21 protein-coding genes are annotated in these 24,875 nt (G+C 67.9%); 5 read left to right on the forward strand and 16 right to left on the reverse strand.

The annotated features are described in order from the left end of the window. Positions 1 to 37 precede the first annotated feature (37 nt). Complete coding sequence (locus MHN84_RS01555) at positions 38 to 883, forward strand: aldo/keto reductase (RefSeq protein WP_241202874.1); 846 nt, start codon at positions 38 to 40, stop codon at positions 881 to 883. Positions 884 to 955: 72 nt separating this feature from the next. Here the strand turns inward: MHN84_RS01555 and MHN84_RS01560 are convergent, their stop codons facing one another. The 5 genes from MHN84_RS01560 to MHN84_RS01580 form a co-directional block, all read right to left on the reverse strand. Next, entirely contained in the window at positions 956 to 2,206 is a 1,251-nt protein-coding gene (locus tag MHN84_RS01560; protein WP_241202875.1) for a fatty acid desaturase, read from the reverse strand. 72 nt (positions 2,207 to 2,278) lie between these two features. Then, on the reverse strand, positions 2,279 to 3,418 hold the full coding sequence (locus MHN84_RS01565) for a ferredoxin reductase (protein WP_241202876.1): 1,140 nt from the start codon (positions 3,416 to 3,418) through the stop codon (positions 2,279 to 2,281). A gap of 68 nt (positions 3,419 to 3,486) precedes the next feature. Beyond that, a complete protein-coding gene (locus MHN84_RS01570; RefSeq protein WP_374238290.1) occupies positions 3,487 to 3,984 on the reverse strand; it encodes a hypothetical protein in 498 nt (165 codons plus the stop codon). Between the two features lie 28 nt (positions 3,985 to 4,012). Further along, complete coding sequence (locus tag MHN84_RS01575) at positions 4,013 to 5,794, reverse strand: BCCT family transporter (protein WP_241202877.1); 1,782 nt, start codon at positions 5,792 to 5,794, stop codon at positions 4,013 to 4,015. Positions 5,795 to 5,854: 60 nt separating this feature from the next. After that, positions 5,855 to 7,264, reverse strand: a complete 1,410-nt coding sequence (locus tag MHN84_RS01580) for a wax ester/triacylglycerol synthase family O-acyltransferase (RefSeq protein WP_241202878.1) — start codon at positions 7,262 to 7,264, stop codon at positions 5,855 to 5,857. A 165-nt stretch (positions 7,265 to 7,429) separates the two neighbouring features. Between MHN84_RS01580 and MHN84_RS01585 the strand changes: the two genes are divergently transcribed. Then, a complete protein-coding gene (locus MHN84_RS01585; protein ID WP_241202879.1) occupies positions 7,430 to 7,921 on the forward strand; it encodes an Rv3235 family protein in 492 nt (163 codons plus the stop codon). 18 nt (positions 7,922 to 7,939) lie between these two features. Here the strand turns inward: MHN84_RS01585 and secA are convergent, their stop codons facing one another. From secA to MHN84_RS01630, 9 genes are all read right to left on the reverse strand, one after another. Then, positions 7,940 to 10,753, reverse strand: coding sequence for a preprotein translocase subunit SecA (secA, locus tag MHN84_RS01590; RefSeq protein WP_241202880.1), 2,814 nt, complete (start codon positions 10,751 to 10,753; stop codon positions 7,940 to 7,942). A 112-nt stretch (positions 10,754 to 10,865) separates the two neighbouring features. Beyond that, positions 10,866 to 11,549 carry a ribosome hibernation-promoting factor, HPF/YfiA family gene (gene hpf / locus MHN84_RS01595; protein WP_241202881.1) on the reverse strand — a complete coding sequence of 228 codons (684 nt, stop codon included), beginning with the start codon at positions 11,547 to 11,549 and terminating at the stop codon, positions 10,866 to 10,868. 287 nt (positions 11,550 to 11,836) lie between these two features. Next, positions 11,837 to 12,478, reverse strand: coding sequence for a ComF family protein (locus MHN84_RS01600; protein WP_241202882.1), 642 nt, complete (start codon positions 12,476 to 12,478; stop codon positions 11,837 to 11,839). A 182-nt stretch (positions 12,479 to 12,660) separates the two neighbouring features. Beyond that, entirely contained in the window at positions 12,661 to 13,095 is a 435-nt protein-coding gene (locus MHN84_RS01605) for a ubiquinol-cytochrome c reductase iron-sulfur subunit (RefSeq protein ID WP_241202883.1), read from the reverse strand. A gap of 22 nt (positions 13,096 to 13,117) precedes the next feature. Next, positions 13,118 to 14,866, reverse strand: a complete 1,749-nt coding sequence (gene lpqB, locus MHN84_RS01610) for an MtrAB system accessory lipoprotein LpqB (RefSeq protein WP_241203189.1) — start codon at positions 14,864 to 14,866, stop codon at positions 13,118 to 13,120. Between the two features lie 8 nt (positions 14,867 to 14,874). Beyond that, a complete protein-coding gene (gene mtrB, locus MHN84_RS01615; RefSeq protein ID WP_241202884.1) occupies positions 14,875 to 16,527 on the reverse strand; it encodes an MtrAB system histidine kinase MtrB in 1,653 nt (550 codons plus the stop codon). Positions 16,528 to 16,537: 10 nt separating this feature from the next. Further along, entirely contained in the window at positions 16,538 to 17,224 is a 687-nt protein-coding gene (gene mtrA / locus MHN84_RS01620) for a two-component system response regulator MtrA (RefSeq protein ID WP_221355749.1), read from the reverse strand. Between the two features lie 67 nt (positions 17,225 to 17,291). Then, complete coding sequence (locus MHN84_RS01625) at positions 17,292 to 17,972, reverse strand: hypothetical protein (RefSeq protein WP_241202885.1); 681 nt, start codon at positions 17,970 to 17,972, stop codon at positions 17,292 to 17,294. A gap of 72 nt (positions 17,973 to 18,044) precedes the next feature. Next, positions 18,045 to 18,683 (reverse strand): dTMP kinase, encoded by a 639-nt coding sequence (locus MHN84_RS01630; RefSeq protein WP_241202886.1) that lies wholly within the window; start codon positions 18,681 to 18,683, stop codon positions 18,045 to 18,047. 53 nt (positions 18,684 to 18,736) lie between these two features. Here MHN84_RS01630 and MHN84_RS01635 point away from each other — a divergent pair, with 53 nt between their 5' ends. The 3 genes from MHN84_RS01635 (at position 18,737) to MHN84_RS01645 (ending at position 22,837) form a co-directional block, all read left to right on the forward strand. Next, complete coding sequence (locus MHN84_RS01635; RefSeq protein WP_241202887.1) at positions 18,737 to 20,062, forward strand: alpha/beta hydrolase fold domain-containing protein; 1,326 nt, start codon at positions 18,737 to 18,739, stop codon at positions 20,060 to 20,062. A 103-nt stretch (positions 20,063 to 20,165) separates the two neighbouring features. Then, the gene (locus tag MHN84_RS01640; RefSeq protein ID WP_241203190.1) at positions 20,166 to 21,146 is read left to right on the forward strand and encodes a glycerophosphodiester phosphodiesterase; all 981 of its coding nucleotides are present in this window, start codon (positions 20,166 to 20,168) and stop codon (positions 21,144 to 21,146) included. Then, complete coding sequence (locus tag MHN84_RS01645) at positions 21,143 to 22,837, forward strand: metallophosphoesterase (RefSeq protein WP_241202888.1); 1,695 nt, start codon at positions 21,143 to 21,145, stop codon at positions 22,835 to 22,837. The genes MHN84_RS01640 and MHN84_RS01645 overlap by 4 nt, the downstream gene beginning before the upstream one ends. Before the next feature lie 6 nt (positions 22,838 to 22,843). Here MHN84_RS01645 and MHN84_RS01650 read toward each other — a convergent pair whose 3' ends face one another. Both MHN84_RS01650 and ahcY read right to left on the reverse strand, forming a co-directional pair. After that, complete coding sequence (locus MHN84_RS01650; RefSeq protein WP_241202889.1) at positions 22,844 to 23,320, reverse strand: hypothetical protein; 477 nt, start codon at positions 23,318 to 23,320, stop codon at positions 22,844 to 22,846. 1 nt (position 23,321) lies between these two features. Then, positions 23,322 to 24,788, reverse strand: a complete 1,467-nt coding sequence (gene ahcY, locus MHN84_RS01655; RefSeq protein WP_241202890.1) for an adenosylhomocysteinase — start codon at positions 24,786 to 24,788, stop codon at positions 23,322 to 23,324. Between the last annotated feature and the right edge of the window lie 87 nt (positions 24,789 to 24,875).

Genomic DNA, 24,875 nt, shown 5'->3' on the forward strand with positions numbered 1-24,875 from the left:
TCCACCGGGCACGCTGCCCCGCGAAGGAGGAAGCACAGTGACACACGTACCCACCATCAAGCTCAACAGCGGCGCGGAAATCCCCCAGCTGGGATTCGGCGTCTACCAGATCCCGCCCGAGGACACCGCTGACGCAGTCAAGACCGCGCTGGACATCGGTTACCGCCACATCGACACCGCGGAGATGTACCAGAACGAGAAGGGCGTCGGCGAAGGTATCCGCAATGCCGGCGTCGACCGCGGCGAGGTGTTCGTCACCAGCAAGCTGAACAACGGATTCCACAAGCCCGACGATGCGCGCCGGGCGTTCGACAAGACGCTGTCCGAACTCGGCTTCGACTACGTCGACCTGTTCCTGATCCACTGGCCCCTACCGACGCTGTACGACGGCGACTACGTCTCGACGTGGAAGACGTTGGAGGAGTTCGCCAAGGACGGCCGTGCCCGCAGCATCGGCGTGTCCAACTTCCAGATCGAGCACCTCGAACGGCTCGCCAAGGAAAGTGACACCGTCCCGGCCGTCAACCAGATCGAGGTGCACCCTTACTTCACCAACGAGAAGGTGCGCGCCTACGGCGTCGAGCACGGCATCGCGACCGAGGCCTGGTCCCCGATCGCCCAGGGCAAGGTGCTCGACGACCCGGTGATCAAGCAGATCGCCGACAAGGTCGGCAAGTCCACGGCCCAGGTGACGCTGCGCTGGCACATCCAACGCGGCGACATCGTGTTCCCGAAGTCGGTGACCGAGCAGCGCATCAAGGACAACTTCGAGCTGTTCGACTTCGAGCTCAGCAGCGACGATCTGGATGCGATCTCGGCGCTCGACAAGGGTGAGGACGGCCGCACCGGCCCCAACCCGGACACGTTCGACTACATCCCGTAGAACCGCGAGCAGACACGAACTCGAGCTGCGCCGCGGCGTGTCAGCTCGAGTTCGTGTCTGGTCAACAGGAGATCAGGCGGCCAGATCCCGCTGTTGCAGGACGGCGGCCTTGCGCGCCCGCCGGCGGGCGCGGACCGCGGCGATCGCAGACTTCAACCCACGCCGCTCGGCCGGCGCCAGATCGACGAACATCCGCTCGCTGCGCGTCTCCGGCGCATCGTCTGCGGTGTCACTCAGGAACCGGTCGGGCAGAGACAGTTTCGCGATGGTGCGCCACGACTTGCCGTACTGCACCAGGAACGAGCCCGTCGTGTACGGCAGGTCGTACTTGTCGCAGATCTCGCGGACCCGAAGCGACATCTCGTAGTACCGGTTGCTCGGCAGATCCGGGAACAGATGGTGCTCGATCTGATGGCACAGGTTGCCGCTCATGAAGCGCAGCACGGGGCCGTTCTTGAAGTTGGCACTGCCCAGCATCTGCCGCAGGTACCACTCACCGCGTGTCTCGCCGACCATGTCGGTTTTCGTGAACTTCTCTGCGCCATCGGGGAAATGACCGCAGAAGATCACCGCGTTGGCCCACACGTTGCGGATGACGTTGGCCATCGCGTTGGCCTTCAGCGTGGACGTGAACGACGCCCTGGGAGACAGCGAGGTCAGCGCGGGCCACAGCGCGTAGTCCTTGGCGACCTGGTGGCCCGCCTTGATGCCGAACTCCTTGACGCGGACCATCGTGGCCCGGCGATCGTCGCGGCCCTTGAAGATCTTGCCCAGCTCGAGATGCTGCAGCCCCACACCCCACTCGAAGGCCACACACAGCAAGGTGTTGAAGAACAGGTTGGCGAGGTTCATCGGCGTCCAGCGCTGATCGCGGGTGACGCGGATGACGCCGTAGCCCACGTCGTCGTCCATGCCGAGGATGTTCGTGTACTTGTGGTGCATGAAGTTGTGGGTGAAGCGCCAGTGCTTGGAGGCGCCGCTCATGTCCCACTCCCACGACGAGGAGTGGATCTCGGGATCGTTCATCCAATCCCACTGGCCGTGCATGACGTTGTGGCCGATCTCCATGTTCTCGACGATCTTGGCCACGCCCAACGTCGTCGCGCCGGCCCACCAGTAAGCGCGCTTGGAGCTGCCGGCCAACATCAGCCGACCGGCGACCTCGAGGCCGCGCTGGAACGCGATGGTGCGGCGGATGTAGCGCGCGTCGCGCGCCCCGCGGGAGTCTTCGATGTCCTGCCTGATCGCGTCGAGTTCACGCGTGAGGCCTTCTATGTCCGAGTCCGACAGATGTGCGAACTCCGGTACGTCGGTTACTGCCATGGGTTCCAACCCTCCTCTCGCATACCTACGCTAGCGTAACCTACGAATGCGTAGGTTACTAGCCGGTAAAGCTCATACGTCCAGTGTGCAGTCACCCGACGCCGCCGAGACGCAGGTCTGCACTCGACTGCCGGGTTCGTGCTCGACGCCTGTTCTCAAATCCTTCACATGCCCGTCGAGCAGGCCCACGACACATGACTGGCAGATGCCCATCCGGCACCCGAACGGCATCTGGATGCCGGCCGCCTCACCTGCGTCCATCAGCGAGGTCGCACCGTCGACGACGACGTCCTTGTCGGCGCGGGCGAACGTGACGGTGCCGCCGCTGCCGTGTCCGCCTCGCGTGACCGCGAACCGCTCGAGGTGCAGCCGGTCGGGGGTTCCGGCGGCCACCCATGTGCGCTCCGCCGCTTCGAGCATCGCCTCCGGCCCGCACGCCCAGGTCTGCCGCGCCCGCCAGTCGGGCACGACCTCGTCCAGGCGGGCGAGGTCCAGCCGGCCCTGGCTGCGGGTGGTCCGCAACACGAGTTCGTAGCCCTGGTGGCGGTAGGCCATCGCGGACAGTTCCTCGGCGAACATCACGTCCGACTCGGTCGGTGCGGAGTGCACGTGCACCACGTTACCGAGTTGGCCGCGCCGACTCAGGGTGCGCAGCATCGCGATCACCGGAGTGATGCCCGAGCCGGCGGTGAGGAACAGCACGGACGCGGGAGCCGGGTCCGGCATGACGAAGTTGCCTTGCGGCGCAGCCAATCTCACGATGGTGCCGGGTTCGACGCCACCGACGAGATGGCTGGACAGGAACCCCTCGGGCATCGCCTTGACGGTGATCGTGATGGTGCGCGAACCCTTGCTGGTGACGGGGCTGCTGGTCAATGAGTAGGACCGCCACCGCCACCGGCCGTCGACCAGCAGGCCGATGCCGATGTACTGACCGGCCTCGTAGTCGAACGAGAAGCCCCACCCCGGCTTGATGACGAGGGTGGCCGAGTCGACGGTCTCCCGCCGCACCTCCAGCACGCGGCCGCGCAGTTCCCGCGCCGACCACAGCGGGTTGGCCAGCTTGAGGTAGTCGTCGGGCAGCAGCGGCGTGGTGATGCGGCCGGCGACTGTGCGCAAGAGATGCAGCCCGGGCCGCTCGTGTGCTCCGGCGACAGTCGGCCGCACGGTGTCGGCGACATTGGCCGTCGATTTGATCGTTGTCTTGGCCATGGAAACTCCTGCCGAGTCGCTGTTGCTCGACCTACGGTACCGTAACTTACGGAACCGTAGCCAGTCCATCACAGCAGCTCGAGCAGGAAGGGCAGCTCCTGCGCCGCGTACCAGGCCAGATCGTGGTCCTGTGCGTCTCCCACCGTCAGCTCGGCATCCTCATCGCCGAGATCCGCCTCGTCGACGGCCGAAACAGCCGCCGACACCGCGGACTCTGCGGCGGCGTTGTCGACGTACGCAGCGATCACCTTCCCGAGCGCGATCTCACCCGCCACGCGCACCACCGCATCGTCGAGGTCCGGCCGCAGGGTGATGTCGTCGGCGTCGACTTCGAGCACCGCCCGCCGGCTCGGCAACGCGGTCTCCCCCTCGTCGCCGAGCAACCGCAGCGACGCCAGCGCGGCATCGCGCAGCGCGACGTCGGCCAGTTCCTCTTCGTCGCCTTCGGCATAGGCCTCCCGCAGCGTGGGAGTCACCGCGAACGCGGTGCCGTTGACGGGACGCAGGGTTCCGTCGGCCACCAGCCTCTGCAGCATGGTCAGGGTCGCGGGAACGAAGACGCGCACTCCGCCGAGCGTAGTGGCCGCAGCAGCCTCAGGTGCTCGACGGCGCGGCTGACTCGCGTCCGTTCGTCGCGTCGCCGTCGGTGGAGCGGTTCGGATCCGGTTCGACGGAGATGATGAAGTCGTCACCGTGTTTGGTGACGCCGGCGACCACCGCGCTGTCGACCACCTCGGCGGCATATGCACGACGAAGGATCTTCGGGTCCCGGCGCAGATCCTTCAGTAGGGCCACCGCCATCGCCACCATCACCAGCAGGAACGGCAGCGCCGCGATGATCGTGATCGTCTGCAGACCGTTGAGGGCGTCTTCGCCGCCCACCAGGAGCATCACCGCAGCCACCGCACCGGTCGCCACACCCCAGAAGATCACGGTGCCCCGGCTGGGGTGAATGGTGCCCTTCTGCGACAGCGAGCCCATCACGATCGACGCGGCGTCGGCGCCGGAGACGAAGAAGATCGCGACCAGGATCATCACCACGATGCTGGCGATGATCGCGATCGGATACTGGTCCAGCAGCGTGAACAACTGCTCCTCGACACCGCCCTGCCCCGCGAGGTCGGTTCCGTTCTGCTGCACGTTGATCGCCGCACCACCGAAGATCGCGAACCAGACCAGGGACACCACGCTCGGCACCACCAGCACCCCCGCCACGAACTGACGGATGGTGCGGCCCCGCGAGATTCGCGCGATGAACATGCCGACGAACGGCGTCCACGAGACCCACCAGGCCCAGTAGAAGATCGTCCACGACTGCAGCCAGGTGTCCACCGCGCCACCCTCGGCGCCGGTGCGCGCCGACATCATGTTCAGGTCGGCGAAGTAGCTCCCCAGCGAGGTCGGCAGCAGGTTGAGAATGAAAACCGTTGGGCCGACGACGAAGACGAAGACGGCCAGCAGCACGGCCAGCACCATGTTGATGTTCGACAGCCACTGGATGCCGCGCGACACCCCCGACACCGCCGACAACACGAAGCACACGGTGAGCACGCTGATGATGACGATCAGAATCGCGTTGCCGGTCTCCCCGATTCCGGCGACGATCTGCAGGCCGCTGCGAATCTGCAAGGCGCCCAACCCCAGTGAGGCTGCTGACCCGAACAGCGTGGCGAAGATCGCCAGCATGTCGATGACCTTGCCCCACGACCCGTTGGCCCGGCTCCCGAGCAGCGGCTCGAACGCCGAACTGATCAGCTGCAGACGGCCTTTGCGGTAGACGCCGTAGGCGATGGCCAGGCCGACGACGGCATAGATCGCCCACGGGTGCAGCGTCCAGTGGAACAGCGTGGTGGCCATCGCGTGCTGCACGGCCTCGGGATTGCCCTCGGCACCGGTTCCGGGGGGCGGTGTGACGAAGTGCGTGAGCGGTTCTGCGACACCGAAGAACATCAGGCCGATACCCATGCCGGCGCTGAACATCATTGCCACCCAGGAGATGCCGTTGAACTCCGGCGGCTCGTCATCGCGGCCCAGCGGGATGGTGCCGTAGCGTCCGAGCGCGAGATAGAGAACGAAGACGACGAAGCCGGTGCTGGTGAGCACGAACAGCCAACCGGTCTTGTCCATCACCCAGGTCAGTGCGGTCTGGGCGACGCCGGCCAGCGAGTCGGTGCTGACGAAGCCCCACGACAGGAACGCCAGCGCGATGACAGCGGTGACACCGAACACGGCCCAGTCGACGCCGCGGGAGCGGGTGAGGTGTCCTTCTTCGACGGGCACATCGAGCACCGGGTGAGCGATCGGGATGGGACCGGTGTCCGTGGAATCCTTGCCGCCCGCCACGCCCGTCGTCAGTTCGTCTTCTGAAGTCGACATCTCAGACATTCGACTCCGACTCGGAGCAGTCGTCAAATCCCGTCCCCGGTCACCGGCCGGCTATCGGGCGGCTTCGGTCAGTTCGTCGAGCGCCTCACGCATCAGATCGGGCAGCATGTCGACGTCGCTCATCGCGTCCCGGTCGGCGTTGATGCCGAAGTACAACGTCCCGTTGTAGGACGTGACGCCGATCGCCAGTGCCTGGTTGTGCAGTAGCGGGGGTACCGCATACGTCTCGAGGAGCTTGGCCCCGGCGATGTACATCTGCTTCTGCGCGCCGGGGGCGTTGGTGATCAGCAGGTTGAACTGTCGGGCCGAGAAGCTGGTGGCCACCCGGATGCCCATCGCGTGCAGGGTCGGCGGCGCGAAACCCGACAGTGTGATGATGCTGCGGGCGTCGACCAGCGCGCCCGCCGTGGGGTGCGATTCGGTGGCATGCGCGATCTGGGACAACCGGACGACGGCATTCCCTTCGCCGACGGGCAGGTCGATCAGGAACGGCGCGACGTCGCCGATGGGTTGCCCGGGGCCCGACGAGTCGCTCTCGGTCTCGGGGTAGACCGACATCGGGGCCATGGCACGCACGGTGGTGGTCGCGGTGACGGGTTCCCCGCGCGAGAGCAGCCAGTTGCGCAGCGCCCCGGCGACGACGGCGAGCACCACGTCGTTGATGTCGCAGTCGTAGCGCGCCCGCACCATCCGGAACTCGTCGAGGTCGGCAGAGGCGACCGAGAATCGCCGGTTGCGGGACACCGTGGTGTTCAGCGGGCTGCTCGGCGCGGTGCCGCGGGCGACGATGCGGGCGGCGTCGGCTGCTCGCCGGCCCAGCTCGACGAGCTGGCCGGTGTTGGTGACCGCCTCGGTCAGCGCCGAGCGCACCGCGGCCGCCTGCTGAGTGGGCCGGGCGATCCATTCGCCGAGCGCGCCGAGCAGCAGTTGGCGGTCCGACGGTTCACGTCCCGGGATCCAGATATCCTCGTCGAACTCGGGCTGCTTCTGCGTGCGGTCGGCGATGACGTGCCCGATCTCCAGCGCCGTCATACCGTTCACCAGGGCCTGATGCGATTTCGTGTAGATCGCCAGCCGGTTCTTCGCCAACCCCTCGACCAGGTACATCTCCCACAGCGGCCGGGACTTGTCGAGGGGCCGGGAGCCGAGTCGGGCGACCAGCTCGTGCAGTTGCGCATCGCTGCCCGGGGACGGCAGCGCCGAGCGCCGGATGTGGTAGGTGATGTCGAAGTCGCGGTCGTCGATCCACACGGGCCGGGCGAGCCCGAAGCTGACCTCGCGAACCTTCTGCCGGTACCGGGGAATCTGGGGCAGGCGCTGTTCCACGGTCGCCAGCAGCGTCTCGTAGCTCAGGCCGTTGCGCGGTTTGCGGATGATCTGCAGTGACCCGACGTACATCGGGGTGGCCGAGTTCTCCAGCCGGAAGAACGACGAGTCGGACGACGACAACCTGGTCACCACTGCCGCGTCGCCCCCTCACTGTGCATTCGAGACGCCTCACGGTAACGGCATGGGTGCCGGTGGCGCATAACGGGTGCACAGAGGGGTCGGCCGGCCGTGTCATCATCGACAGGTCTGCGACTCTCCAGCAGACGCGCCATCCTCGCCGACTGCTGGAGAACCGTCATGACCTCAACGTCCCTATCCTCGCCCACCTGGGTCACCTCACCGGTGATCGACTGCGAACCCGCCCCGGCACCGGTGGGCCAGCCGTGCCCCACCCCGTCGGGGTCGTCTCTGCACCGGGTCCGTGACGGGGCCCGCCCGCACCGGCCCGCCCCGCGGGAAGCGCCGCCCCCGAAGTCGGCCGTGATGTTCGCCGAGGCCGCCCTGCTGCAGACGATCGAGGTGATCGACCGACGCCGGCCCGTGGCGCAACTGCGGCCGCTGATGACGCCGGCACTGATCGACCGCGTTCTGACACGGGCCCGCGCTCCGCGTACGGGCAGCGCGACGCTGCATCGGGTGCGCGTGCGTGCCGTGCACAGCGGCCCCGGTGAGCCGACGGCGGCGGAGGTGTTCGCCTCGTTCAGCCGGTCCGGCCGCGTCCATGCGATCGCCGCGCGCATCGAGCGCCACGGCGACGCGTGGCGGATGGTGGCGCTGCAGATCGGCTAGGCGGACGATCCGACCCGGTCAGCGCCGACGGGCGTGCTTGCCGGACTTCTGCGCGCGGGCGGCCTCCCGGCGTTCGCGGCGCGTGGTGCCGCCGCCGGGTTTGGTGCTGCCCCCGCCGCCACCGGACCGCTTGACCTCTGCCGAGCCGTCCTCCGACGGTCCGGTGTAGACCAGTGGCGGCTGGCCGTCGCCGTCGATCCCCTTGGCGCGCAACGGGTTCGGCCGCTCCTTGGTCGCCACACCACCCTGTTCCTGCGCGGCCGCGGCCGCGGCGGCGAAGTCAGCGAGCCCGGGCGGCGCCGCGACCGGCGCGACAGCCGGCTGCGGGGAGGCCTCGACCTGCACGTTGAACAGGAAGCCGACCGACTCCTCTTTCATGCCGTCGAGCATGCCGATGAACATGTCGAAGCCCTCGCGCGCGTACTCGACCTCCGGACGCTGCTGGGCAAGCCCGCGCAGGCCGATGCCCTCGCGCAGGTAGTCCATCTCGTAGAGGTGTTCGCGCCACTTGCGGTCGAGGACGTTGAGCAGCACGTTGCGCTCGAGCTGGCGCATCGCTCCTTCTCCGGCGAGCGACTCGATCTCGGCTTCGCGCTCCGCGTAGGCGCGTTCGGCGTCGGCGATCAGGGCGTCGAGCAGTTCCTTGCGGGTGAGTTCGCCCGGCTCCCCCACGGCGTCGGAGTCGATCAGATCGTGGTGGTCGATGCCGACGGGATAGAGCTGACGCAGGCTCTCCCACAGCTTCTCGAGGTCCCAGTCCTCGGAGTAGCCCTCGGCGGTGGCACCGTCGACGTAGGCGGTGATGACGTCGACGAGCATGGTGTGGGCCTGCTCGGCGAGGTTCTCGCCTTCCAGGATGCGGCGGCGCTCGGCGTAGATGACCTTGCGCTGCTGGTTCATCACCTCGTCGTACTTGAGGACTTCCTTGCGGATGTCGAAGTTCTGTTGCTCGACCTGCGTCTGCGCGCTCTTGATGGCGCGGGAGACCATCTTGGCCTCGATCGGCACGTCGTCGGGCAGGTTCAGCCGGGTGAGCAGCGTCTCCAGCGTCGCGCCGTTGAAGCGGCGCATCAGCTCGTCGGCGAGCGACAGGTAGAAGCGGGACTCACCGGGGTCGCCTTGGCGGCCGGAGCGGCCGCGCAGCTGGTTGTCGATACGACGGGATTCGTGCCGTTCGGTGCCGAGCACGTACAGCCCGCCCGCGGCGACGACGTCCTTGGCTTCGGCGGCGACCTGCGCCTTGACCGCCGGCAGCTCCTCGTGCCACGCCGCTTCGTACTCTTCAGGGGTCTCGATGGGGTCGAGACCACGCTGACGCAACTGGCGGTCCAGCAGGTAGTCGACGTTGCCGCCGAGCACGATGTCGGTGCCGCGGCCGGCCATGTTGGTGGCCACGGTGACCGCGCCGATGCGGCCCGCCTCGGCGATGATGCCGGCTTCCTGCTCGTGGTACTTCGCGTTGAGCACGTTGTGCGGGATGCGGCGCTTCTCGAACTGCCGGGCCAGGAACTCCGAGCGCTCCACGCTCGTCGTACCGATCAGCACCGGCTGGCCCTTCTCATAGCGCTCGGTGACGTCGTCGACGACCGCGATGAACTTGGCTTCCTCGGTCTTGTAGATCAGGTCGGACTGGTCGGTGCGGATCATCGGCTTGTTGGTCGGGATCGGCACCACGCCGAGCTTGTAGATCTCGTGCAGCTCGGCGGCCTCGGTCTCGGCAGTGCCGGTCATTCCCGCGAGCTTGTCGTACATACGGAAGTAGTTCTGCAGCGTCACGGTCGCGACGGTCTGGTTCTCCGCCTTGATCTCGACGTGCTCCTTGGCCTCGATGGCCTGGTGCAGACCCTCGTTGTAGCGGCGACCCACGAGCATGCGGCCGGTGAACTCGTCGACGATGAGGACCTCGCCGTTGCGCACGATGTAGTGCTTGTCGCGCTCGAACAGCTCCTTGGCCTTCAGCGCGTTGTTGAGGTAGCTGACCAGCGGCGAGTTGGCTGCTTCGTACAGGTTCTCGATGCCGAGCTGGTCTTCGACGAACGAGACGCCCGCCTCGTGTACGCCGACGGTGCGCTTCTTGAGGTCGACCTCGTAGTGGGTGTCCTTCTCCATCAGAGGCGCCAACCGGGCGAACTCGCTGTACCAGTTCGACGAACCGTCGACCGGGCCGGAGATGATCAGCGGGGTGCGGGCCTCGTCGATGAGGATCGAGTCCACCTCGTCGACGATCGCGTAGTTGAAGCCGCGCTGGACGCAGTCTTCGAGCCGCAGCGCCATGTTGTCGCGCAGATAGTCGAACCCGAACTCGACGTTGGTGCCGTAGGTGATGTCGGCGGCGTAGGCGGTGCGACGTTCGTCGGGGGTCAGCTGGGACAGGATCACGCCGACGTCGAGGCCGAGGAAGCGGTGCACGCGACCCATCTGCTCGGCGTCGCGCTTGGCCAGGTAGTCGTTGACCGTGACGATGTGCACGCCCTTGCCGGTCAGCGCGTTGAGGTAGGCCGGCAGCACGGCGGTCAGGGTCTTGCCTTCGCCGGTCTTCATCTCGGCCACGTTGCCGAAGTGCAGGGCGGCGCCGCCCATCACCTGGACGTCGAAGTGGCGCTGGTTGAGCACCCGCCAGGCGGCTTCCCGCGCCACGGCGAACGCCTCGGGCAGCAGATCGTCGAGGTCTTCGCCGTCGGCGAGGCGGGCCTTGAAGGCGGCGGTCTTGGCTCGCAGCTCGGCGTCGGAGAGCTTCTCGACGTCGTCGGACAGGGTGTTGACGTAGTCAGCCACCCCCTTGAGGCGCTTGACCATGCGGCCTTCGCCGAGACGGAGCAACTTCGAGAGCACGCTGTATAACCTCTTGCGTCGATGGATGCGTCACGCGTTGGACGTCCCCATCGTACGGGGCGAACCCGGCGCGCCCGGCAACCGTGACGGTGCTCGAGCGCGCCGGATCAGCTCAGGCCAGGCGAATCAACCCGTAGTCGTAGGCGTGGCGTCGGTAGACGACGCAGGGCCGGTCGCTCTCTTTGTCGTGGAACAGGAAGAAGTCGTGGCCGACGAGCTCCATCTCGTAGAGCGCGTCGTCGACCGTCATCGGGGTGGCCGGATGCTCCTTGGTGCGCACGATCCGGCCGGGTTCGTGGTCGTCGAGCGTGTCGGCCGCCGGCGCCGCGGTCTCGGCCGGCCGCGCGAACGCGGCGTCGAGGCGCTCGAGGGCGGTCGCCTCGTGCAGCGACTCCGGCCGCTTGTCGCCGTAGTGGATCTTGCGACGGTCCTTGCTCTTGCGTAGCCGTGCCTCGAGTTTGCTCGCGGCGGATTCGAATGCGGCGTAGAAGCTGTCGGCGCAGGCCTCGCCACGGACGACGGGGCCGCGCCCCTTCGCCGTGATTTCCACGTGCTGACAGTTCTTGCGTTGACGTCGGTTCTTCTCGTGATCGAGTTCGACGTCGAAGAGGTAGATGGTGCGGTCGAATCGTTCCAGGCGTGACAACTTCTCGGCGACGTAGGTGCGGAAGTGGTCGGGAACCTCGACGTTGCGACCGGTCACCACCACCTCGGCGCCGGAGGCCGGGTCGGACGCTCCTGTCGCGTCGGGGTCCATCACCATCGTGTTGTCGGAGTCCACGGAATTTACTGACATGCTTGGCAACTCGACTCTCTCTCGCGGATGCACGTTCATGCGTGCCTGCTGATGAAGAAATCGCGCCGACGGGGCATATCGGGTTGGCGCCGCTCGCCGGTGCAAGGTGTCGACTACTCACCTCCTACCGCTGGCGCGATATCGGCGTCTCGAGTCTGAGCGCCGCCGTGAGCTGTTCACGGATGGTTGGTGTCGAAGGTAGTCGCTGTTCATGTGTTCGTGCCACTGATTCGACCGACCTGTTTTCAGTTCTTCACGGCAGATTGATGTGGGGGTAATGCGGCCGGTCAGGCGTGCGCGACCGCGAGGACGGCGACGACGGCGACCCCGTGTGTTTGCAGGACGCGGACCGACTCCGCGGCGGTGGCGCCGGTGGTGACGATGTCGTCGACCACGACGACGTCGCCGGGGATGTCACCAGGGGTCTTTCGGGTGAGCCGGATGCGGCCGGCGATGTTGGCTTGGCGGGCGGCGCTGGACAGGCCGACCGAGTCCCGGGTGAACGCTGCCAGCCGCAGCGACGGTGCGACGGCGACGCCGGGCAGACCGTCGGCCGCGTGCCTCGCGAGGCGGGTGACGGGGTCGCCGCCGCGGCGTCGGGCCGCGGTACGCCGGGTGGGCGCGGGCACCAAGGTCAGCGGGGTGGTGAGCAGACCCCAGGTCAGCAGGTTGGCCACAGCGACGTGCAGGGCGTCGCCGAGGGGGGCGAGGAGGTCGGTGCGGCCGCGCTCCTTGGCGGCGACGAGCGCATGCCGACGGGCACCGGCGTAGCGGCCGAGGGAGAACACGGGCACGCCGGGATCCAGGCGCGGGGTGACCAGGTGGGGTTCGTCGGGCCGTACCGCCAACTCCTGCGCGCAAGCCGCGCACCACGCGGTCGCGGGCGCTCCGCAGCCGCCGCACTGACGGGGCAGGACGAGGTCGAGCACACCGTCACTATGGCCACCGCCACCGACACCTTCGCGAGATAGCACCCATGGCTGCGATCAACGCCGACCCACAGCCGTGGCTTCTCACTGGCGGCCGAAACTGGTGCGCGGACCCCTACGCCCGGGCCGGTAACTTCTGCTGCGAGACCGGTGGGCCTGCGGGAGAGGCAGGCCCCACCGGTCTACCCCGCAACGATCGAATCCCCCTGCACCCGAACGGCAACCGGCTCGAGCGGCTTCTTCGCGGGGCCGTTGACGACGGCCCCGTCGAGGCTGAACTTGCTGCCGTGACAGGGACAGTCGATGGTGCCGTCGGCGATCTTGTTGACCAGGCATCCGGAGTGCGTGCACACCGCCGAGAAGGCCTTGAAGTCGCCGGCGGTGGGCTGCGTGACGACGGTCTTGCCGACGATCACACCCGAGCCCACCGGCACGTCGGCGGTTGTCGCCAGCGCCTCATCCGTGCCGGCCGAGCCCGACGATCCAGCCGGCTCGGACGACGACGAGCCACCGTCGGAGGAGCTTCCTCCCGAGCAGGCCGCGAGCGCGACCGCGGCCGCCCCGACGCCCGCGCCGGTGAGCACCGCCTTGCGCGTCACCTCTGCGTTGATGTCCATTCCAGCCCCTTTCGTCGGTCGGTCAGCCCGGCAGCACCGGCAGCGTCCCCGCTCCCATGAGCGGACGGACTTCGGTCCAGGTGGGGTCACCTTCGGCGCCCGAACCGGACAGCTGGAGCACGCCGCGCTCGTCGGCGACGTAGACCACCGACGGGTTGGCGGCCACTGTGGTGACCGGCATCAGCAGGTTGCGGCTGGGCCCGTCGGAGTTCACCCCGTCGAGGTTGACGTACGACACGGGGTGTTGCGGGTCGGTGCGGCTGACCACGATGTCGTCGCCGGTGCGCCAGCCGAGCGACACCACCGTGTCACCGAGCCCATACCCGAGCCGGCGCGGATAGGTCAGCGCGTATCCGCCGCCGGGGGTCTGCTCGACGCCGGCGAGGATCACGTGCCGGTCGATGACCATCGCGGCGCGGGTGCCGTCCCGCGAGAGCTGCAGTTCGGTGATGACGCCGGGGAACCGGCCGGACACCAGCGTGGCGTCGACGGGGATGCGGGCGGGTTGGCCGGAGGCGTCCTGGATGACGCGGACGACGTTGATGCCGTCGACGACAACCCAGATCGCGTCGTCGAGCGCCCAGCTGGGCCGGGTCAGGTTGCGTCCGTCCATGGCCTGAGCCGCGTTGCCGCCCAGCGGGCCCACCCACAGCGACGACGACATGTCGGGGGCGCCGGCGCGCAGCGTGACGATCGACGCGACTTCCTGACCGGAGCGCGACAGTGACGCCGCGGTCTGGCCGGGCATGGCACCGAACGAGCCGGGCACCCGCGGGGCACGCTGACCGTCCAGCGACACCAGGAAGCCGCCGACGAGGGCGTGCAGGCCGGCCGCGGCGCCGTCGGCGGCGCCGGGGTCCGTGGCCGCGACGTCGGCGGTGTCCCACCCATCGGCGAACCGGTCGTCGAGCGCGGCGCCGTCGGCGTTGATCACGTACGGCCCGTTGATTCCGGCCCGCGACAGCGTCCAGATCAGTTGCGCGGCAAGCAGTTGCCTGCTGTGCGGATCGGTGGTGGACAGGTTCTCCAGGTCGATGCGCGCGCCGCCGTAACCGCGCCCGACACCCGTCTTGCCGCCGTCGGCGCGAGTCACCGGCCCGCGTAGGCGCAGGGGTGCACCGAGCAGGTTGCGGACCGTCTTCTCCATCTCCGGCCGCGGCCCCGCGATCAGCTTGCTCACCAATTCCGTTGCCAGCTGGTCGGTTTCGGAGACAGCAACGTAACGCGGGTCGGGGACCACGGTCTTGCCGGTCGGGTCGGCGAAGTACAGGGTGCTGCGCTTGTAGGTGGCCTGGAACTGTTGCCAGTCGAGGAACACCCCGTTGGGCAACCGGTCGATGCGCCAGCCGCCGGGGGTCTTGACCAGTTCGATCGGTCCCGGGTCGGGCAGCGCGCCCTCGCCGGTCTCGAAGACTCCCATGTCCGACAGCGAGCCCAGGATGTCGGCGCGCATGTTGACCGACACTCGATCCGGCGTACGGGTTTCGACGAACACCACGTTGTCGATCAGAAGAGCGCTACCGGCGTCGTCCCACCCGCTGGACGCCGATTCGGTGAGGAACTGTCGGGCTGCGAGGTGTCGGCTGGCGGGATCGGCCGTGGCCTTGAGGAATTCGCGCAGCAGCACGTCGGGGTCCATGCCCGGCGTGGGTTTGGGCAGGCTCGGCGGGGCGGGCCGGTCCACGGTGCCGATCGCCTGCGGCGACGACGAGCTCGGCACCCCGGCACAACCGGCGAGTGTGAGCACGAGCGCAGTCAGCAGCGCCGCCAGTGCGCGCGTCACACGGTCTCCCCGGCGGGTTCCCGGCGGCGGGTCGGCACCCCGGCCGGTTCCCCGATGGGTTTGACCGGCAGCGGGCTGCTGGTCACCTTGTGCCCCCGCACCAGCGGCAGCGTCAGCCGGAAGCAGGCGCCCTTGCCCGGTTCGCCCCACGCTTCCAGCCGGCCCTGGTGCAGGCGCGCGTCTTCGATGCTGATGGCCAGACCCAGGCCGGTGCCGCCGGAGCGCCGCACCCGCGACGGGTCGGCCCGCCAGAACCGGCTGAACACCAGCTTCTCCTCGCCGGGCCGCAGGCCGACGCCGTAGTCGCGGACGGTGACCGCGACGGTGTCGGCGTCGGCGGCCATCCGGATGCGCACCGGTTTGCGTTCGGCGTGGTCGATCGCGTTGGCGATCAGGTTGCGCAGGATGCGCTCGACGCGGCGCGCGTCGACCTCGGCGATGATCTCGTCGCCGGGCAGGTCGACCATCATGTCGACGGACGCTTCCTCGGCCAGATGTCCGACGTTGTCGAGTGCACTGCGCACGATCGAGCGCAGGTCGACCGCCTCGACGGCGAGCTCGGCGACACCGGCGTCGTGGCGCGAGATCTCGAGCAGGTCGTTGAGCAGCGATTCGAACCGGTCGAGTTCGTTGACCATCAGTTCGGTGGAGCGGCGCAGCGCGGGGTCGAGTTCCTCGGCGTGGTCGTGGATGAGATCGGCGGCCATGCGCACGGTGGTCAGCGGGGTGCGCAGCTCGTGGCTGACGTCAGAGGTGAAGCGCCGCTGCAGGTTTCCGAACTCTTCGAGTTGGGTGATCTGCCGCTGCAGGCTCTCGGCCATGTCGTTGAACGACACGGCAAGCCGCGCCATGTCGTCTTCGCCGCGCACCGGCATGCGTTCGCTCAGATGGCCTTCGGCGAACCGTTCGGCGATGCGCGACGCCGACCGGACGGGCAGCACGATCTGTCGAGCGACGAGCAGCGCGATCGCGGCGAGCAGGCCCAGCAACACCACGCCGCCGGTGGCCATGGTGCCGCGGACCAGCGCGATGGTCGACTGTTCGTTGTTCAGCGGGAAGATCAGGTACAGCTCGAGATTGGTGACCGCCGCGGTCGACGAGGATGTCGGGCTGCCGATCACCAGTGCCGGACCGGAGAAGCCGTCGGTGTGCACGGTGGCGTACTGGTAGCTGACCTGCCCGGCTTTGACGAAGTCGCGCAACGAGTTCGGGATCTGGTCGATGGGTCCGGCGGCGGTCGCCGCGCGTGGACCGTCCCCGGGGACGATGAGCACCGCGTCGAAGGCGCCGGCCAATCCGGCTCCCGCATCGGCCTTGCGGTCGATCAGGGTGTTGCGGGCCAGTTGCAGGCTGCTGTCGAGCGACCGGGTTTCCTCACCGCCGACGATGCCGCTGACGGTGGTGCGTGCGCGTTCGATCTCCTCGGTCGCCGCACCGACCTTGACCTCGAGGATGCGGTCGGTGATCTGGCTGGTGAGCACGAAACCGAGGACCAGGATGACGGTGAGCGACAACCCGAGCGTCAGCGTGACGACACGCAACTGCAGGGAGCGGCGCCACGCCAGGCTCACGGCGCGGCCCAGCACACCCATACCGCGGATCAGCGGGGCCGACCGCCGGTGGATGCGCCGTCTCGAGCCGAAGATCATGGGCGGCGGATCACGGAGGTCCGGCCTTGTATCCCACTCCTCGAACGGTCAGCACCACCTGCGGGTTCTCCGGATCCTTCTCGACCTTGGCGCGCAGGCGCTGCACATGCACGTTCACCAAACGGGTGTCGGCGGGGTGGCGGTAACCCCACACCTGTTCGAGCAGCACATCACGAGTAAACACCTGGCGCGGTTTCCGTGCCAGCGCCACCAGCAGGTCGAATTCCAGCGGGGTCAGCGAGATCTGCTCCCCCTGCCGGGTCACCTTGTGCGCGGGGACGTCGATGTCGACGTCGGCGATCGAGAGCATCTCGGCCGGTTCGTCCTCGTTGCGCCGCAGACGGGCGCGGACGCGGGCCACCAGCTCCTTGGGCTTGAAAGGCTTCATCACGTAGTCGTCGGCGCCGGACTCCAACCCGAGCACCACGTCGACGGTGTCGGTCTTGGCGGTCAGCATGACGATCGGCACACCGGAATCCGCCCGCAGCACGCGACAGACGTCGATGCCGTTCATGCCGGGCAGCATCAGGTCCAGCAGCACCAGGTCGGGCCGCAGCTCCCGGACCGCAGTGAGCGCCTGGGTGCCGTCCCCGACGACGGCGGTGTCGAAACCCTCGCCGCGCAGCACGATGGTGAGCATCTCAGCCAGCGAAGGGTCGTCGTCGACGACCAGGATCCTTTGCCTCATGGTGTCCATGGTGTCACCGATACGCGATAAACCCCGGTTACCACACGGGCGTTTCGCGCTTCAACCGGGCCGAATGTCAGGCGCAGGTGGCGATGACGTCGCGCTGCTGGCTGATCGACTGCAGGACTTCGTAGCCGATCTGGCGTGCGCTGGCCATGACCGGGTTGCGTTCCAGCCCGGTCGCCGCCGCGTCGTCGCGCAGTGCCCGCCCCAGGGACGGGCTGCCGGCCAACGCGGCCAGCGCCGCGGCGGCCTCGTCATCGGGGAGCTCCGCGTCGCGACCGACCGCGAGTGCCAACACCAGCTGCTTGCGGGAGAATTCGGCGCCGTCGGCGTCTTTGACGACGGGATTGGTCCACCAGTGCTCGAACGGGATGCGCGATCCGCGGTCGATGTGGTCGCCGTCGCGGGTGCGGATCGGCGCGGGCGGATACATCCCGAGCTTCGGGACGAACTCTCCGCAGCGCTGCGATCCGGTGCGGATCTTCATCAGCGTCAGGCACGCCGCCGACGCGGCGGTCTTGGGGTTGACCACACCGGCGGTGTCGACCCAGGTGAACGACCGTCCCACCCCCAGCTCGTCGATCAGGGCGCGCGACGACGCGGTGCCGTGGACCAGGCGACTGATGTGCCGGGCCACGTCGCGGCCTTCGAGCAGGCGCCCCTGATCGAATCGCTGCGCCGCCGTCCTGAGCTCGGCCACGAGCTCGTCGACCCGCGCCAGAGCGTCGGTCTGGATCCGAGAACGAACGACCATCGATTCCCCCTGTCGTGCGCCGCTGTGCGACTCCCCGACCGGAGCGTACGTCGATCGCGCCGTTTCGTCTCGCTAACCGGCTTCGCCGAGCAACCGTTCGGCCAGTGCGGCGGCGTCGACGTCCGGGGGCACCACGGCCCAGGGGCCGCCCCAGGACGCCGCGGCGAGCTCGGCGTAGACGGCGCCCGTGCGGCGCTGCAGTCCGTCGTCACGTTCGTAGGCGTCGCGCGCGCGGTCGGCGTCGGCGGCCTCCCGACTCGCCGCGCGGGCGGCGGCCAGTTCGGTCGGCACGTCGAGCAGCACCTGCACGTGCGGCGCGGGCAGCTCCAGCCGTCCGTACTCCAGCTCGTGCACCCAGGCGACCATGTCCCCGTCGGCGCCCTGGTGCAGGCGGGCCGCGCTGTAGGCGGCGTTGGAGGCGACGTAGCGGTCGAGTATCACCACGGAGTACGCCGTGGTGAGGTGATCGATGTCGGCGCGCGCGCCCGCCCGGTCCATCGCGAAGAGCACCGCCATCGCGTAGACCGACTCGGCCAGGTCGCCGTGCCGACCGTGCAGCGCCTCGGCGGCCAGGTCGGCGGGCACCGACGCTCCGTACCGCGGGAAGGCCAGCTGAGCCACCGAGTGGCCGTTTGCTTCGAACGCTGACCGCAACCCGGCGGTCAGGGTCCGTTTCCCTGCGCCGTCGACGCCTTCGATGACGATGAGCACGAGGTGAGCCTAATCCAGTGCGGCATGGCGGCCGGAGGTGATAGGTATGCACGATGCGGGGTCAGAGCAATGTCGCAACGGTAGCTGGGTGCGCCGTCGCGGCGGGGGTCGGAGCGGCGGCGCTATTGGGATTGGGCTGCGGTGTGGCCGCGGCCGACACCCATACCGACACCGCGACGCACAGCCAGGTGCGCAAAGCCACGGCCGAGAAGCGGGCGGGCAGTGACTCCGCGCCGCGGCTGCGTAGCCGTCTTGCCGAGCGCGCCCGCGAGCGCGAGACCCACACCAAGACGGCGACGGAACGGAAGCGTCTCTTCGCACCGACGAAGCGGGTCGCTGCAGAGTCGACTGACACCGACGAGCCCACCGCCCCCGCAGTCGCCGCGCCGCTGCTGCCGTTGAGCATCGCCACCCGGCGCGAGCGCATCCACGACATCACCGAAGGGCCGCAGACCGTCGTCACCGGTCCCCCGTCGCTGCAGGACAAGCTGATCCTGCGGACGCTGCAGAAGCTGCGCGCCGACGATTCGCCGATCTTCGTCGGGGACGGCGGCAACGTCACCTACACGAGCCCGCCGAAGTGGGTCACCGGCCGGGTCACGGTCACCGAGAGCACGTACAGCGGAATGAAAGTCGTGACGGTGACGCCGAAGCGCAAGCCGACCGGCGAATACGTGTTGGCGTTGCACGGCGGCGGGTTCGTCGCCGAGGCGAACATCATCAACTGGGCCGACTACACCGCGATGGCCCGTCAGACCGGCGCGACCGTGGTGGTGCCGATCTACCCGCTGGCCCCGCCGAAAGGCGACGCGACGGTCGAGGGACTGGTGCCGCCGATGGCGGATTACCTCTCGCTGATGATCGCCGAGCACGGGGCCGAGAACGTGGCGCTGTACGGCGATTCCGCGGGCGGCACGTACGCGATGCTCGTGGCCCAGGAGCTTGTGCGCCGCTGCCGGGCCGACGCGCAGTGCGATCCCGACGAGGATCAGCCGTCGCGGATGGTGCTGATCTCCCCGGTCCTGCATCTGACGCTGTCGGGGCCGATCGTCGACGACATCAACGATCCGATCATCCCGCCCCGCACCCCGCCGGCACCCGGCGACGGCCTGAATCCTGATGACCCGCACATCAATCCGATCATGGTCGACGATCTGACCGGGTTGCCGCCGACTGCGATCTACGTCGGCACCGTGGAACGGCCCTACCCCGGCGACCTGATGTTCCGCGACAAGCTGCTCGCCCAGGATGCCGATGCGAACTTCACGGTGGTGATCGGCGACGGGCAGATGCACGACTGGGCGCTCGGCGGCATTTTCGTCAATTCTCAAGCGCGCAAATGGCGTTCGACCATCTACCAGCAGCTGGGACTGGTCTAGCGTTCGCGGCAACGGTGCTGTTCACGTAGTGGACACATCGGCGTCGTCTCACGATGTTAGGCCTTGATGCATGCGCGTTCTTGCCGGAGTGATCGCGGGACTGATGCTGGCCGGATTCATCGGGTCCGCGCCGAGCGCCTCGGCGGCAGCCGACTTCGATCTGCAGGCTCACCGCGGCGGCCGCGGTGAAACCACCGAGGAGTCGCTCCGGGCCTTCGCCAAGGCGATCGAACTGGGCGTCAGCACGCTGGAACTCGACATCGTGCTGTCTCGGGACGGTCAGCCGATGGTCTGGCACGACCCCGTGATCCAAGCGGACAAATGCTCCGACACCGCGCCCGCCTCGCCAGGAGATCGTCAGTACCCCTATGTCGGCAAGGCGGTGCGGCAGTTGACAGCCGCTCAACTGCACACCCTGGACTGCGGGAAGCTGCTGCCCGCCTTCCCCCAGGCCGAGGTGGTGGCGGGCAACAAGATCGCGACGCTGCCCGAGGTGTTCGCACTCGCGGACCGCTACCGAGCCCCTGTCCGCTACAACATCGAGACCAAGATCGAAGCCGACAAGCCGGAGATGTCCGCGTCGCCAGAACAGTTCGTCGACGTCGTCCTCGCGTCGGTGCGGGCAGCAGGCAAACAGGACCTGGTCGAGATACAGAGCTTCGACTGGCGCACCCTGCCGCTGGTTCGGACCGCCGCGCCGTCGATCCCGCGCGTGGCCCTGTGGGACGAGACGACGTTCGTGCCCGGGTCGGTGTGGCTGAACGGCATCGACCCCGCCGTGGTCGCTGATCCGATCGTCGCGGCGACGATGGTGGGCGCGGACATCCTGTCCCCGGGTTATTCGGTGCCCTACGGCCAGGTTCCCGGCGACCCAGGTTTCGCGCTGGTCGCCGACGCGGAATTCATCTCGCGCGCACACGGTCTCGGTGTGAAGGTCATCCCCTGGACGATCAACGACCCCGGCGCGATGCGGGCTCAGATCGCTGCGGGCGCCGACGGGATCATCACCGATTACCCGACGCGTCTGCGTTCCGTGATGGCGGAACTGGGCATGCCGCTGCCGCCGGCCTACCGTCCGACATGACCGGCTCCGGCGACATCCCCGACACCGGCATTCCGGCGGCGCAGGCCGCCGAGATGACCATGGCCGAACAGTACGAGTGGCACCAGCGATACTTGCGGCGACACCGCGTGTCGCGCAGGAACTTCCTGCGCGGATCGGCAGCGCTCGCCGCTGTCGGCGTCGCCGGCGTGTCACCGTTCAGCCGACTCGCCTATGCCCAGGATGCGCCGCTGACGGTGGCCAACCGTCGCGTCGGTTACGGCGCCGACGCGTCCAGCCAGCTGCGCCTGGCCGCGCAGCTTTCGCGCAACCCCGCCGGCACCAGGGTGTTCGTCGACCACGGCCCCACACAAGCCCTGGGTGCGACAGTCGAGGCGGAGGTCCGCAATCTGGTGACCCAGATCCCGGACAGCAGCGGCGGGGTGTTGGCCGCTGAACAGTTCTATGTCCATGCTCCCCTCGACGGGCTCGCCGGGCACAGTCGGCACTTCTATCGCTGGCGGACGGAGGACGGATTCGTCACCGATGTCCGATCGTCCGGAACGGCCATGCCGAACGCGCGGAATGCGCTGTCGCCGTTCCGGTTCACGATGATGGGCGATCAGGGGACCGACACCACACCGCTGCTCCCGGCCGGTCTGGCTCGCGGCGACTACGACGACAGCTACTACAAACCTGACAACGATCCGACGGTGCCTCACACCGAGAACGTGCTGAACCAGATCGTCGCGTCCGGTCCGGAGTTCCACGTTCTCGCCGGCGACATCGCATACGCGGATCCGTCAGGGTTGGGCAAGCCACCGACGTTCGTGCCCTCGGGAGGCGCGCTTGCGACGGGCTTCGACAAGTTCAATCCCTACGTCTGGGACGTGTACCTGAACTCGATCGAACGCAGCGCCTCGACAACGCCGTGGATGTTCGCGACCGGCAATCACGACATGGAAGCTGCGTATCCCGTGCACGGCTACGGCGGTCATCTCGCGCGCCTCGATTTCCCCGGCAACGGGCCGGCAGCCTGCCCGTCGGTCTACTCGTTCGTCTACGGCAACGTAGCGATCCTCTCGCTGGATGCCAACGATGTGTCCTACGAGATCACCGCCAACACCGGCTACTCCGACGGATCTCAAACGCGTTGGGTCGCAGACACGTTGGCAGGGCATCGAGCCAATCCGGGCATCGATTTCATCGTGTGCTTCTTTCATCACTGCGCCTACTCGACGGTGCAGGCGCATGCCAGTGACGGTGGGGTGCGTGACGCGTGGGCCGACCTGTTCGACCGGTACCGCGTGGACGTCGTGCTGCAGGCGCACAATCACGCCTTCGAACGGTCCGATCCGATTCGGAACGGCGCACCGACAAGGGTGGCCGCCGACCACGCGATCGTCTATCCCGACGCCGACGGCACGGTGTACTACACGGTGGGGTCAGCCGGTCGGCCTCGCTACACGTTCCAGCCCGGCGAGCAGGAGAGCTACCGCGGGCACGAGGCCGCCGACACCGTTGTGCCGAACAGTTATGTGTGGGGTCCCGATGGCGTGCAGCAGCAGGAATCAGTGGCGTGGTCACGGGTGAGGTTCCTCAACTACGCGTTCATCCGTGTCGATGTGCGACCCGGGGTCTTCGTCAGCGAGATGGACGTCGTCGCGGTGGACGAGTACGGGCGTGAATTCGACATGCTGACGTTTCGGCGCCCGGTGCGGCAGGCTGTCTGACGACTGCTAGCCGAGGTCGAAGGACTGCAGCACGACGGTGTCGCGGGGCGGGTCGAGGAACACCCGCGTACTCATCCGCCCCGGTGAGAACGCCATGTTGAGCTCCACCCCGGTGCGGAACGGTCCGGGTGGCACGTCGTCCTCGAGCACCTTCTGCACCGCGGGACGGTGCGTGGTCGGCTCGGAAACATGCTGTCGCAGAAGCGTATCCATGGTCGGCGGGGTCACCGTCACGACGGCGTCGATCCACACCGCCCCGGCGGCGTTGTTCCAGCGGATCCACGACGCCGAGACCGGAGTGCCCAGCGGGGGAAAAGTGCGGGCGAGTTCGTCGGTGTCGTGCCGGACGTCGAACGCGGGCCGCGTCGGGGACGGCTCGGCCGTCTCGGACGTCTGTTGACAGCCGGTCAGCAGCAGGCACGCGGCAACGAAAAGGGCGCGCACAACGACACTGAGTGTCGCTGCGCGCGCCCGATCCGTCATGTCAGTAGCGGTAGTGCTCCGGCTTGTACGGGCCTTCGACGTCGACGCCGATGTACTCGGCCTGATCCTTCGTCAGCTTGGTCAGCGTGCCGCCGAGCGCTTCGACGTGGATCTTGGCGACCTTCTCGTCGAGGTGCTTGGCCAGGCGGTAGACCTCGTTGTCGTACTCGTCGTTCTTGGTCCACAGCTCGATCTGGGCGATGACCTGGTTGGAGAAGCTGTTGCTCATCACGAACGACGGGTGGCCGGTCGCGTTGCCGAGGTTGAGCAGGCGGCCCTCGCTCAGCACGATGATCGACTTGCCCGACTCACCGAAGGTCCATTCGTCGACCTGCGGCTTGATGTTGATGCGGGTCGCACCGGAACGCTCCAGGGCAGCCATGTCGATCTCGTTGTCGAAGTGGCCGATGTTGCCCAGGATGGCGTGGTCCTTCATCGCCTTCATGTGCTCGAGGGTGATGATGTCCTTGTTGCCGGTCGAGGTGATGACGATGTCGGCGTTACCGATGGCCTGCTCGACGGTGACGACGTCGTAGCCGTCCATCAGCGCCTGCAGCGCGTTGATCGGGTCGATCTCGGTGACCTGGACACGCGCGCCCTGGCCGGCCAGCGACTCGGCGCAGCCCTTGCCGACGTCGCCGTAGCCGCAGATCAGCACCTTCTTGCCGCCGATCAGCGCGTCGGTGCCGCGGTTGATGCCGTCGACCAGCGAGTGGCGGGTGCCGTACTTGTTGTCGAACTTGCTCTTGGTGACCGAGTCGTTGACGTTGATGGCCGGGAACGCCAGCTCGCCGGCGGCGGCGAACTGGTAGAGGCGCAGCACGCCGGTGGTGGTCTCCTCGGTGACACCCTTGACCGACTCGGCGATCGCGGTCCACTTGCCCTTGTCGGTCTCGAACCGCGAACGCAGCAGGTTCAGGAACACCTTGTACTCGGCGGAGTCGTCCTCTTCGGCGGGCGGAACCACGCCGGCCTTCTCGAACTGCGCGCCACGCAGCACCAGCATGGTGGCGTCACCGCCGTCGTCGAGGATCATGTTCGCCGGCTCGCCTTCCCAGGTGAGCATCTGCTCGGCGGCCCACCAGTACTCCTCGAGCGTCTCGCCCTTCCACGCGAACACCGGGGTGCCCTGCGGCTCCTCGGGGGTGCCGTGGGGGCCGACGACGATGGCGGCGGCGGCGTGGTCCTGGGTGGAGAAGATGTTGCAGCTGGCCCAGCGCACCTCGGCGCCCAGGCTGGTCAGCGTCTCGATCAGCACGGCGGTCTGAACGGTCATGTGCAGCGAGCCGGAGATCCGCGCGCCCTTGAGCGGCTGGACGTCGGCGTATTCGCGGCGCAGCGCCATCAGGCCGGGCATCTCGTGCTCGGCGAGCCGGATCTCCTTGCGGCCGAACTCGGCCAGCGAGAGGTCGGCGACCTTGAAGTCGATGCCGTTGCGGACATCTGCGGTCAGTGTCGGTGCAGTCATGTAGAGCCCCTTTGATTCGTCTTTTGCCTCGAGAGCGCACCGTCGTGCGCGGGCGACACACTCGGCCTGCGGGCTCGCGGGACAGGC

This window comes from Mycobacterium sp. PSTR-4-N (assembly GCF_022348085.1).
In the GTDB taxonomy this organism is placed as follows: domain Bacteria; phylum Actinomycetota; class Actinomycetes; order Mycobacteriales; family Mycobacteriaceae; genus Mycobacterium.